Annotated in this window: 14 protein-coding genes; 6 read left to right on the forward strand and 8 right to left on the reverse strand. The window is 63.4% G+C overall.

Features of this window, described 5'->3' with window-relative positions:
- The first annotated feature begins 193 nt into the window (after positions 1-193).
- A complete protein-coding gene (locus tag V6M39_RS00280) occupies positions 194-1,060 on the forward strand; it encodes an SGNH/GDSL hydrolase family protein (protein WP_332641661.1) in 867 nt (288 codons plus the stop codon).
- A gap of 31 nt (positions 1,061-1,091) precedes the next feature.
- Entirely contained in the window at positions 1,092-1,955 is an 864-nt protein-coding gene (locus tag V6M39_RS00285) for an SGNH/GDSL hydrolase family protein (RefSeq protein WP_332641663.1), read from the forward strand.
- Between the two features lie 6 nt (positions 1,956-1,961).
- Here the strand turns inward: V6M39_RS00285 and V6M39_RS00290 are convergent, their stop codons facing one another.
- Together V6M39_RS00290 and V6M39_RS00295 are read right to left on the reverse strand one after the other, a co-directional pair.
- Positions 1,962-2,888, reverse strand: coding sequence for a bifunctional riboflavin kinase/FAD synthetase (locus V6M39_RS00290; RefSeq protein WP_332641676.1), 927 nt, complete (start codon positions 2,886-2,888; stop codon positions 1,962-1,964).
- Between the two features lie 27 nt (positions 2,889-2,915).
- On the reverse strand, positions 2,916-3,311 hold the full coding sequence (locus tag V6M39_RS00295; protein ID WP_332641665.1) for a MerR family transcriptional regulator: 396 nt from the start codon (positions 3,309-3,311) through the stop codon (positions 2,916-2,918).
- 21 nt (positions 3,312-3,332) lie between these two features.
- Between V6M39_RS00295 and V6M39_RS00300 the strand changes: the two genes are divergently transcribed.
- The 4 genes from V6M39_RS00300 (at position 3,333) to V6M39_RS00315 (ending at position 6,961) form a co-directional block, all read left to right on the forward strand.
- Positions 3,333-4,436, forward strand: a complete 1,104-nt coding sequence (locus V6M39_RS00300) for an SDR family oxidoreductase (protein ID WP_332641666.1) — start codon at positions 3,333-3,335, stop codon at positions 4,434-4,436.
- 163 nt (positions 4,437-4,599) lie between these two features.
- Complete coding sequence (locus tag V6M39_RS00305; protein WP_332641667.1) at positions 4,600-4,896, forward strand: hypothetical protein; 297 nt, start codon at positions 4,600-4,602, stop codon at positions 4,894-4,896.
- A gap of 59 nt (positions 4,897-4,955) precedes the next feature.
- Positions 4,956-6,305, forward strand: a complete 1,350-nt coding sequence (locus V6M39_RS00310; RefSeq protein WP_332641668.1) for a sensor histidine kinase — start codon at positions 4,956-4,958, stop codon at positions 6,303-6,305.
- Positions 6,302-6,961 (forward strand): response regulator transcription factor, encoded by a 660-nt coding sequence (locus V6M39_RS00315; RefSeq protein ID WP_332641669.1) that lies wholly within the window; start codon positions 6,302-6,304, stop codon positions 6,959-6,961. Before V6M39_RS00310 ends, V6M39_RS00315 begins: the two co-directional genes overlap by 4 nt.
- Positions 6,962-6,968: 7 nt before the next feature.
- Here the strand turns inward: V6M39_RS00315 and V6M39_RS00320 are convergent, their stop codons facing one another.
- The 6 genes from V6M39_RS00320 to V6M39_RS00345 form a co-directional block, all read right to left on the reverse strand.
- A complete protein-coding gene (locus tag V6M39_RS00320; RefSeq protein WP_332641670.1) occupies positions 6,969-7,820 on the reverse strand; it encodes a serine/threonine-protein kinase in 852 nt (283 codons plus the stop codon).
- Positions 7,820-8,200: a hypothetical protein gene (locus V6M39_RS00325; protein WP_332641671.1), complete on the reverse strand. Its 381-nt coding sequence runs from the start codon at positions 8,198-8,200 to the stop codon at positions 7,820-7,822. Before V6M39_RS00325 ends, V6M39_RS00320 begins: the two co-directional genes overlap by 1 nt.
- Before the next feature lie 109 nt (positions 8,201-8,309).
- A complete protein-coding gene (locus V6M39_RS00330) occupies positions 8,310-9,554 on the reverse strand; it encodes a phospholipase D-like domain-containing protein (RefSeq protein ID WP_332641672.1) in 1,245 nt (414 codons plus the stop codon).
- 11 nt (positions 9,555-9,565) lie between these two features.
- Positions 9,566-10,435, reverse strand: a complete 870-nt coding sequence (gene truB, locus V6M39_RS00335; protein WP_332641673.1) for a tRNA pseudouridine(55) synthase TruB — start codon at positions 10,433-10,435, stop codon at positions 9,566-9,568.
- The gene (gene rbfA, locus V6M39_RS00340) at positions 10,435-10,872 is read right to left on the reverse strand and encodes a 30S ribosome-binding factor RbfA (protein ID WP_332641674.1); all 438 of its coding nucleotides are present in this window, start codon (positions 10,870-10,872) and stop codon (positions 10,435-10,437) included. Before rbfA ends, truB begins: the two co-directional genes overlap by 1 nt.
- Before the next feature lie 2 nt (positions 10,873-10,874).
- Positions 10,875-11,850 (reverse strand): translation initiation factor IF-2 (locus V6M39_RS00345; protein WP_332641675.1); only part of this gene is annotated, 976 nt, incomplete at its 5' end.

The following is an 11,850-nucleotide window of genomic DNA, read 5'->3' on the forward strand; positions in this document are numbered from 1 at the left end:
TCTCCTCTGAGGGTTTCGTTGCACGGCGCGCTCGGGCTTGTCCACCGGGGCACTATCAATCCGTGGCCGTTACACGGCAACATTCAGGGTATCAGCGGGAGTACGCCAACTGCGAATCCAGTCTGGGAACTGAGGCCAGCTCCATCTGCCCCGTACGACGGAGGAGCTTGGGTGGCCCGATAATCTCGGCGGCATGACTCGTGCTCGACTTGTCGGAGTAGCTCTGGCCGCCCTAGCCCTCCTAGCGACGGCCGCATGCTCGAGCGACGGGCAGTCCCCTAAGCCGACCAACCCATTCGACTCGTACGTCGCGATGGGCGATTCGTCCGTCGCCGGACCTGGGATCAGTCCCACAAGCCCGCTGGGAGAGCTGTGCTTCCGCTCCGCGAACAATTGGCCGACACTGCTCGCCAAAGAACTCGGCACGAAAGATCTGAAAGACGTGAGCTGCAGCGGCTCACCTTCGGCCGACATGCTCTACCCCAAGGTTGCATCAAACGGAACGCCGATTGCTGCACAGATCGATGCACTTTCGGCCGACACACAACTGGTCACCATCAGCATCGGCGGCAACGATGAAAGCACGTTCACGAAGATGCTCGTGGCGTGCCTGGGTGGCGCCTCCGCGTCTGACAGCGAATGCGCTTCCCTAGCCGACACCAAGCTGAAGCCGATTCTGGCGCGGACCACTGATCGTATTGCGACGACCCTCGAACACATCCACTACAAGGCACCGCAAGCCCGCATCGTCATGGTTGGCTACCTCCGGCTGTTTCCAGACGCCGGCGGCTGTGCCATCCCTGGGCTGACGGACACGCGCATCGAATCAGCGGCAGCAGTGTGGGAAGCGCTGGACGAAGCGATGAGAGCCGGTGCCGAGCGTTCTGACGTCGAATACGTGTCAATGGCAACCGCGAGCGACGGTCACGTCTCGTGCGACGGCGACCAGGCGTGGGTCACCGGCCTGAAGAACGTACCGGGTGATGGTGCTCTGCTCCATCCCAACTCGGCCGGCATGCGCGCCGTGGCAAAGGCCGTGGCGGACCACCTCAAGCGATAGCTTCGACCCGGCGCACCGGTAACCTCGTGCCGTGGCACGTCGACTTCTCATTGTGCTGGCGATAGCCGGACTCCTGTCCACAGCCGCCTGCGCCGACAGTGGGCCGACACCGAGGGTCGAGAAGCCGCACGGTGCGTTCAGCTCGTACGTCGCGATCGGCGACTCGAACACTGCAGGGCCCGGTATCCGCCCGGTGGACCCCGGCTCAGGGTTGTGTGCGCGCTCCAAGAGGAACTACCCCGCCTTGCTGGCCGAAGAGCTGAAGATCAGTTCGGTGCGCGATGTCAGCTGCACCGCCGCCAGGACCGACGACATCACCAAAATGCGGCCGATTACCAGCCAGGTGCCCGGTGCCATGCTCGACGCTGTCACGCCTGACACCGACCTGGTGACCGTCAGTATGGGCGCGAACGACGGTGGGGCGTGGACTGGCATCCTCGTTTTTTGTTTGCTTGAGAAATACGGCGCAGAGGGCTGCTCGGCGTTCATTGACACCAAGCTGGACGCGATCCTGAGACGGACCACCAAGCGATTGGCATCCGCCCTCAACCGCATCGAAGCGAAAGCGCCCAGGGCCCGAGTTGTGCTGGTCGGCTACCTGCCCATTTTCCCCCAGGATGGCGGCTGTGTCATGGCCGATCTTGATCCAGCACGAGTCGCCCCGGCCCGTGCCGGACTGCTTGCGATAGAGCGGACATTCAAGAAGGCGGCCAAGCGAGCAGACGTCGAGTTCGTCTCCCTCGCAAAGCGAGGCGCCGGACACCAATCCTGCGACGGCGACAGAGCCTGGGTCACCGGCATAAAGACTGTCGACGGCGTTGGAATGGGACTCCACCCCAACGCGGCGGGTATGCGCGCCGTGGCGAAGTTCTTGGCGGCATACCTCACGAAGTAGGCAGGGTTACGGCGCGAGCCGGGTGCGAGCGTCCACGACGTCCTGGTTCATTTGTTCGATGAGCGGTTCGATGCCTTCGTACTTGACCATTCCGCGTAGTCGATCGACCAGCTCGACCCGGATCAGCTCGTCATACAGGTCGAGGTCAGTGCGGTCGAGCACGTACGACTCGACCCGCCGCTCGACGCCGTCAAACGTGGGGTTGGTGCCGATCGAGATCGCCGCCGGCAGGCGTTCGCTGCCTGCCGGGACGACCCAACCTGCATAGACGCCATCCGGCGGCACCGCGTACGACTCGTCGACAGGCACGTTGGCGGTTGGAAAGCCGAGCTCGCGTCCTCGCTGGTCGCCACGTGCGACGACCCCGCTGACCTCGTGGGGGCGTCCCAGAACTTCGGCAGCCTCCACGAGCTCGCCGGCGGCGATGTGCTTGCGCACACGGGTCGACGAGAGCACTTCGCCGTCGCCGATCAGAGGGAGGCCGATGGCTCGGAATCCGTGCTGCTCCCCCGCTGTGCCGAGGAATGCCACGTCGCCCGCGGCCTTGTGACCGAACCGGAACTTCTCGCCGACGACCACGACTTTGCTGTGCAGCTCGTCCACCAATACGCGCTCGACGAACTCGGCGGGCGACCACCCCGACATCTCCGCGCTGAACGCGAGGACACGCACCTCGTCGGCGCCGTGCTCGCGCAGCAGCTCCACACGACGCTCCAGCGTCGTCAGTTTGCGGGGCTCTCGCTCGGGTCGCACCACGGCCATCGGGTGCGGATCGAACGTGACCGCCACGACGGGCGCGCCATCGGCGAGCTCGCGGGTGCGGTCCAGGACATGCTGGTGGCCGCGGTGCACACCGTCGAACGTGCCGATCGCGACTGCGGCTGGCGAGGTGCGCGGATTCGTCGCTGCACCCTCAGTGTCGCGCCACATCATCACGGGGAAACTTTGCCATACGGCCCGTCACGGGTTCCTGGGGCTCTGCGCCGGGACGGTCAGGCCATGGGCCTCAGCGCTGATCTGTAGTTCGGCTCGCGTGCTCGTCAACATTTGACGCACCAGATGCAGCTCCCGCATGCGCTGGTCGACATCGGCCAGCTTGGCGTCGACCAGCGCCATTCCGTCGAGGCAATTGATCGAGCTGTCACGCATGTGGCTGAGGATCGTGGCAATCTCAGCCAGACCGAACCCGAGAGGCTGCGCCTTCTGGATGAACTCGAGCTCGGCTATCACTGACTCGTCGTAGTCGCGGTAGTTGTTGTCACCACGTTCGGGCGACGCGATGACGCCGCGACGCTCATAGAAGCGCAACGAGTGGCGACTCAGACCCGTACGTTGCTCGACTTCTCCGACCTTCATGGGCGGACTTGACTGTAGACCATGGTCGACACTTTACCGTCGTCATACGACGACGTAGGAGATGCCATGAAAGTCATGTTGACCGGAGCCACAGGCTTCATCGGAAGCTGGACCATTCCAGTCTTGACCTCTGCGGGTCACGACGTGATCGCCCTCATCCGCCGGCCCGCCCAAGCTGCCACCCTTTCCGACCTCGTGTCCGAACGTGGTGGCGATCCCGAGCGATTGAGCTACGTGATCGGCGATCTCGCCCAGCCCGAACTCGGGCTCACAGAATCAGTCGATCCCGACGTCATCGTGCATCTCGGCGCATCCTTCGCGTGGAACCTCGACCCCGACGTCGCTCGCGCGACCAACGTCGAAGGCAGCCTCGATGTCGTACGGCTCGCAGCTCGCCACAATGCGCAGCTCGTGCTCATCGGCGGGTACATGCTGACCAACCAGACTCACCTCGACGAGCTCGGCATCGATCTCGCCCGGCCCGATGATGTGGACTGGGCCGCGATCTCAGCCAAGACCGGTGTCTACGAAGCGAGCAAGATCGAGAGCCATGCGCGCGCCGTGTGTCTCGCAACCGAGCTCGGCGTGACCTGGCAGGCGATCCATCCAGCAACCTTGTGCGGCCACAGCATCACAGGTGACCTCGCCGCAGGACAGCCGCTGAACGACCTCATCGCCACCGTCAAGTCGGGACGCATGGCGGCCATACCCGGGTCGCGCCACCACTGGCTCCCGCTTGTCACGGTCGATCATCTGACCGCCGTGATCACGCGTGCGATCGAGGATCCACACGCCCACGGGCGCGAACTTCTTGCACTCGACGACCGGTCTCCCAGCCTGGGTGAACTCATCAATCTCATCGCCGTGACGGCCGGACGACCACGAGTTCGTGCCCATGTCCCGATCGGTGCCCTTCGGTTTGCGCTCGCCGTGCCAGGCCTTCGGCGCGCAGTGCCGACGAGTCGTGAAAGTCTCGGATTCATCCGTACCGATCGGTTCGACGTCACGGCACTCGAGGCGTTCGAGAAGTCGTTCGGCATTGATCGACCTGACATCCACCGAGCGGTCGAGGCGTCGACTCGAGCGTGGAGTCCGGAGTCGAGGAGCTCCATCTTGATTTCGTAGGGCCAGCGAGGCTGAGTCGGTCATGATGATGGTCGTTCCAGCCAGAATCGATTGTCACGGCCGCCCCATCTGACCTGATCGTGGATACATAGGCGCCCAAACCTAAGAACACTCTCATCACCTACCCGTCGACCACGCAGTTTCCATACGGCACGCTGGAGGGATGACCCCGAGGAGGCACCTTTCAACCGCTGTCCTCGCAGTCGTTGCGTTGGCTCTGGCGTGGACCATTGTCGACCGAGTTTCTGCCGGTCCCGATCCAGAGCCGCAGGACATTGGCCCGATTGTGATGACGCCGACCCCGAACCCCAAGCCGACTCAGTCAACTTACGAGCCGCAGCCAACCAAGCCCAGACCTGCGCCCAAGCCCGCGCGGACAGCTCTGCCCGATGTCGATGACGATGACGATGACGGTGCTGACGACGACGATGACGATGACGGTGCTGACGATGACGACTGATGTGTGATCCGATGTTGCCACCCATATCGCGGCTTTCAGTGCGCCAACGACTCACCTTCATGGTCGCGTTCCTGACGACTCTGACGCTCATCACTGTGGGGGTAACGCTGTATGTGTTGGAGGCTCAGCGGATCGACCAGGACGTCGATCGAACTCTCTCCCAAGAGATCGGTGAGTTCCGGACATTCCAAAAGGATGGGATCGATCCGAAGACAGGCAAGCGGTTCGCTTCCGCCGATCGACTCCTCGAAGTGTTCTTGGAGCGCAACTTGCCTGACGAGAACGAGGTGCTTCACGCGTTCCGCGATCCGGGTGTTACGACGTACCAAGGCGAGGAGAACCCGGTTTTGCAGAACTCCACGGAGTTCGCCGATCTCGTCGACCAGCTCAAGCCGATTGGGGGTACTCAAACCCTGGAGCTAGGCGGCACCACGTACCGGATTGCGGTGCAGCCAGTGAAGCAAGGGACGAGTATCTCGGCATTCGTCATCTCGCATGACGTGAGCGCCAGTCGCAGCGATCTACGCGGACTGATGGTCACCTACGCCTTGCTCAGTGCCCTCTCCGTCATCCTCATCGCGGGGCTGGCATCTTGGTTGGCTGGTCGCCTACTGAGCCCAGTTCGTCGACTCCGGGACACTGCTCGCGGGATCACGGACGGCGACTTAGGCGGTCGACTCGAGGTCACGGGAAACGACGATCTGTCCGACCTCCAGCGCACCTTCAACGACATGCTTGACCGGCTTGAGTCTGCGTTCGTCACCCAGCGCCAGCTGCTCGACGACGCCGGCCATGAGTTGAGGTCGCCCCTAACCGTCCTGCGAGGTCACCTGGAAGTTCTCGACGCAACAGACCCCGAGGATGTCGCCGCTACCCGCCTTCTGCTCCTGGACGAGATTGATCGCATGTCGCGCCTTGTTGGTGATCTGCTGATCCTCGCCAAGGCTCGCCGGCCCGACTTTGTCGACCCCCACCCGACCGATGTCGAGACACTGACCTTCGGAGTTCTGGAGCGAGCGCGGGCGCTGGCGGATCGTTCGTGGCTGCTCGATGGCGTGGCACGCGGGACGGCCGCGCTCGATGGGCAGCGAATCACCCAGGCGATGCTCCAGCTTGCCGACAATGCCTCCAAGCACACACAACCCGGACAAGAGATCGGGATCGGTTCGCGCATCCACGAAGGTCGTATTGAGTTCTGGGTACGTGATACCGGGCCTGGAGTCGACCCAGACTTGCGCTCAAATCTCTTCGAGCGGTTCGCACGGGCTGAACGCGACGACGAGGGATTCGGGCTCGGCCTCTCGATCGTCAACGCAATCGCCGCTGCGCACGGAGGCGTCGCCGAGCTGGACGACACCCCGGTCGGCACCACCATTCGGATCCGACTTGGCGCGGGAGTCACGACATGAACCGCATCCTCATTGTCGAGGACGAGCCACGCATCGCCGCCTTCGTCGCCAAGGGCCTCAGGGCAGAGGGGTTCGTCCCCACCGTCGTGGCGGACGGAATCACTGGCCTGGACTATGCACTGACCGGAGAGTTTGACCTCATGGTGCTCGACATCGGCCTGCCCGGCATGAACGGGTTCGGCATCCTCGAACGAGTGACGATCGAGAGGCCCTCTCTGCCCATCATCGTGCTGACTGCGCGCGACTCTGTCACCGACACCGTGACAGCCCTTGAAGGAGGCGCCGCTGACTACATGTCCAAGCCCTTCCGCTTCGGAGAGCTGCTCGCGCGTGTGCGCCTCAGATTGAGGGCCCAGACTGACACGTCGCCTGACGACGAACTGAGAGTAGGGGTCGTGACCCTCGACCTGCGTAAACGGCGCGCATACACAGGCGACCGCGAGATTGAGCTCTCGGCGAGAGAATTCGCGCTCGCAGAGGTGCTCATGCGCAACAGAGACTTGGTCTTGTCGCGCGAGCAGCTCTTGTCACAAGTGTGGGGCTACGACTTTGATCCTGGATCAAACATCGTTGACGTCTACGTCGGTTATCTTCGCAAGAAGCTGGGCGCCGAGTTCGTCGTCACGATTCGTGGCGCTGGCTACCGAGTTGAATAGCGCCGAGTCAAAGCTTGATCGAGAAGCCGGACAACCGCGCCTTCGGCAACAGCTCCATCATCGGTTCGAGTCGTGCGGCGACTTCGTGGGGCAGTGGCCTTGACGCAGGGTCGTGCGCAAGGCAATCGCGAATCAGATCGGCCAAGGGAGCTGGGACGAACTCCGGAAGCGGGTACGGGTCGTCAGTCAACTGGCGCCACCTCGGATCGCGTTCCCATGCGCGATAGCCGGCGGCCGCTCTGAACATCGTGGCACCAAACGACCACATGTCGCTTGCGTGGCCGACCTGTCCGAGCTCACCCGGCTTGCACTGTTCTGGCGGCATGTACTCGTCAGTCCCGAGTGGATGGACCAGATCAGCCGCGTCCTTGCTCGGTATCGCCAGGCTCAGGTCGATTAGCTTGGCCGGGGCCCCCATGATGATGTTGCTGGGCTTGATGTCGAGGTGGCAAACACCTTCCTCGCTCAGATAGTGCAGCGCAGAACTGAGCTCAAGCGCCAGCGGCAGCAGCTGGTGCAGCTGGAGGTGTCCTTCTGATGCGATGAGCGATGAAAGGTTCGGACCATCGATGTTCTCGAGCACAAGATGTGGCCGAACGTACTCAACGTCGTACGCGAACATTCGCACAATTCCGGGGTGATTCAGCCGTTGCAGCATCTCGATCTCACGAATCAGCCCGCCGTGTGCACCCTCGTCGTCAACCTGACTCGGGCGAACCACCTTGACCACGACGGGTGCATGCAGTCGCTCATCGAAGGCAATCCAGGCTTCATACCCTGTGCCGCCTCCGATCGCTTTGACCGCTGTGAGGCCGGGGGCGATCAGGTCGCCCCCGGCCAGTCCCCAACTGTCTGACATCAGTTGGAGTTGCCGCTGGACGCTGAGTCGTTCGACGGGGCCGATGCAGCCGACTGTGCCGAAGCCTTCGAGGAAGCCGAAGCGACCGAGCGGGCCGAGACCTTCGACGGAGCCGAAGCAGCTGACCTCGCCGACACCTTTGACGGAGCCGACGCAACCGACCTCACCGACGCGCGGCTCGGAGTGGAAGCGCCCGTTGCCGTGTCGTCATCTGGCGTCAGGTCATCGTTGTCGTCGGTGTCCTGCATCCAAGGAACCGAGGTGTCCTCGCGCTTTACGGGCGCGTCGTTGTCGTTGGCACTGGCAATGGCGAGCCCCGCCGTACCGAGCGCGACGGTGCCGGCGAGCGTCACAATTCCGGTGCGTACAAACTTGTCCATGATGATCTCCTCATTCGTTTGTGCGGATGAGTTGAGAATGTCGTCAGGACATGAGGTCGGCGTGAGACGTCGATGAGAGCATTCTCATCGACGATGCGGCCGACGGCTCCTACAGCAGGGGTCGCAGCGGCCGCACAATCAGTTCGCACGCCTTAGCGACCCACGGCCTGGACTCCCACTCTTCGAGGCTCAGCTCGCGGGCGATCGAGGAGTCGTTCTCGAAGATCGTCTCCATCTCAGCAGCGAGGCCAGCGTCGAGGAACTCCATGTTGATCTCGTAGTTGCCGGTGAGGCTGAGTCGGTCGATGTTGGCGGTGCCGATGGTCGTCCAGCGACCGTCGATCGTCGCGGTCTTCGCGTGCACCATCCACTCCTGGTAGAGCAGGATGCGTACGCCGCCGCGCAGCAGCGAGCCGTAGAACCCACGCGACAGCACGTCGGTCGCGGCATGGTTGGAGACCTCGGGCATCAGGATGCGTACGTCGACACCCCGCCCGGCGGCCTCGATCAGTCCCTGCAGGATGTCGCGGTCGGGGATGAAATAGGCAGCCGTGATGTAGATGCGGTCCTTGGCCCGGTCGATGGCCTCGAGGTACATCCCTCGAATCGGGAACATCAGCTGGCGTGGCACATTGCGATGAGCGCGGACCTGCGGCTCCCAGCTCGCCTCCCCCAGCTGTTCGAGCGGAGGCGCCGCCAGGTCTTCGCGCAGGTTCCAGAAATCGACAAAGGCGTTGTCGAGATCCCACACCGAAGGCCCGACGATCTTGACGTGAGTGTCGCGCCACTCGGTGGCGTACAGGTCACCGACATTGAACCCGCCGACGTAGCCAACACTCTTGTCGACGACAAGTATCTTGCGGTGGTCGCGGCCGTAGCTGCGAAAGTTGAAGAACTTCCAGCCCGCCGAATAGATCGGATAACGCAGCACCTGAATCGGTGGCGGAAATCTCAAGAAGCTGGGCCGCACGACGAGGTTGGCGAAGGCGTCGTAGACGACATAGACATCGACGCCGCGGTCAGCCGCACGGGTCAGAGCCTGCTTGAAGCGCTCCCCCATCGCATCGCCCTTGATGATGTACGTCTCGAAGAGAATGCGGTCCTGCGCAGCGTCGATCGCGGCGAGCATGTCCTCGTAGAGGTCAGCGCCATAGGTGAACGCGGTTGCGGTCCCGTGATCACCGATTGGAATGGGACGCGGCGGGGTGACCGGGAACGGCGTCGCAGCGCGCCCACGAATGACCTTGCGGACCTTGGTCACGATCATCAGCGTTCCGATGGTGAGGAACTGAAGCGTGATCATGGCCAGGAACCCGCGGCGAAGGATCGTGCGGGCCAATGGCCGGAGTCTCATGGATCGAAACCTTAGACGAAGACCGCGATGGCTTTGGCGTCAGAGCCATGCTGCTCGTACAACGCCAGGAACGTCCCCGACGGTGCGAACACTGCGACTGGCCCTGTTGCACCGAGATCCACGCCCGACAGAGCGCGCCCGAAGGTCACATCGGTCGCCTGCTCTTCCGTGAGCTCGAACGTCGTGAAGCTCGCGCGCGCCACGTCGTCGAGAGGTACGACCGTGAGCTCCCTCTCGAGCTCTTCGAGCGTGCCGGCGCGATCGATCGCGAAGCCGCCGACGCGCGTACGACGCAGCGTCGTGAGGTGTCCACCGACACCAAGCGTCGAGCCGAGATCGCGGGCCAGTGCGCGAATGTAGGTGCCGCTGGAGCACACGACGCGCACATCGACGTCGAAAGACTCTCCTTCATGCCGCGATCCGATGACCTCGAAGACCGAGACAGTGACGGGCCGCGGCTTGAGGGCGACTTCCTCGCCTGAACGTACGCGGGCGTAGGAGCGAACTCCGTCGACCTTGATCGCCGAGACGGAGGACGGGACCTGTTCGATGTCGCCGGTCAAGGGTGGCAGCGCAGCGCGCACGGCGTCTTCGTCCAGATGCGCGGCCGACGTCGTCTCGACAACATCGCCTTCGGCATCGTCTGTCACGGTGGACTGACCGAGCCGGATCGTGGCGAGGTATTCCTTGTCCGCAAGCGTCAGATGGCCGAGCAGACGGGTTGCCCGGTTGATGCCGAGCACCAATACGCCGGTCGCCATCGGGTCGAGCGTGCCGCTGTGTCCCACCTTGCGGGTGCCCGCAAGGCGACGCATACGGCCGACCACGTCATGCGAGGTCCACCCTGTTGGCTTGTCGACGATGACAAGACCTGACTCCATCACTCGGAGTCGGCCTCGTCCACGTGCGGCTTCTTGTACGGGTCCGCGTCGCCGGCATAGGTCGCCCCGGTCGACTGCGCGGCGACAGCGTCGTCGGCAGCCTTGGCCTTGGCGAGCAGGTCTTCGATCTCCTTGGCCGTCTCAGGGACCGCGTCGAGGTAGAAGTTGATCGACGGCGTGATCCGGGTGCCGAGCTGCTTGCCGACTTCGGACCGGATGAGACCTGTGGCGCTTTTGAGCGCCGCCGCGGTCTCAGCCCGGGCCGTCTCGTCACCCATGACGGTGTAGAACACCGACGCCTGCTGGCCGTCGCCGGTCATCCGGACGTCGGTGATCGTCACGAAGCCGAGGCGCGGGTCTTTGACCCGACGCTCCAGCATCTGTGCGACGACCACCTTGATCCGGTCACCGACTTTCGCATTGCGAGGACCGGCCACGACTAGGCCCGGACCTTTTCACGCATTTCGTAGGTCTCGATGACGTCGCCGACCTTGATGTCGTTGTAGCCCTTGAGGACGATGCCGCACTCGAAGCCTTCGCGGACTTCGGACACGTCATCCTTCTCACGACGAAGGCTGCCGAGATCGAGGTTCTCGGTGATGACGGCGCTGTCTCGCAGGAGACGTGCCTTGGCATTGCGCTTGATGACGCCGCCCGTGACCATGCAACCGGCAATGTTGCCGATCTTGCTGGAGCGGAAGATGTCGCGGATCTCGGCAGTACCGAGCTGCGCCTCTTCGAACTCCGGCTTGAGCAGGCCCTTGAGCGATGCCTCAATCTCCTCGATCGCGTTGTAGATGATCGAGTAGTAGCGGATCTCGACGCCTTCGCGGTCAGCCAGCTCCGTCGCCTTGCCCTGCGGGCGGACGTTGAAGCCGATGATGACGGCGTTGGACGCGGCGGCCAGCATGACGTTGGTCTCCGTGATCGCACCGACGCCACGGTCGATGACACGAAGTGCGACACCTTCGCCGACGTCGATCTGTGCGAGCGCATCCTCGAGAGCCTCGACCGAACCTGAACCGTCACCCTTGAGGATGAGGAGCAGCTCGTCGGTCTCGCCCTTCTCGAGCGAGGACATGAAGTCCTCGAGCGTACGGCGACCGCTGCGCTGAGCCAGGAGGGCGTTGCGCTCACGCGCTTCGCGCTTCTCGGCGATCTGACGTGCGAGACGGTCATCAGCGACAACCATGAAGTTGTCACCTGCACCCGGCACCGCGGTCAGACCGAGCACCAGCGCAGGACGCGACGGTGTGGCTTCTTCGATGTTCTCGCCGTGCTCGTCGAGCAGAGCGCGTACGCGGCCGAACGCCGGACCGGCGACGATCGAGTCGCCCACCTTGAGCGTTCCACGGTGCACGAGAACCGTTGCGACGGGACCGCGACCACGGTCGAGGTGCGCCTCGATGACGAGA

Origin of the sequence: Aeromicrobium sp., from assembly GCF_036675695.1 — a bacterium.
In the GTDB taxonomy this organism is placed as follows: domain Bacteria; phylum Actinomycetota; class Actinomycetes; order Propionibacteriales; family Nocardioidaceae; genus Aeromicrobium.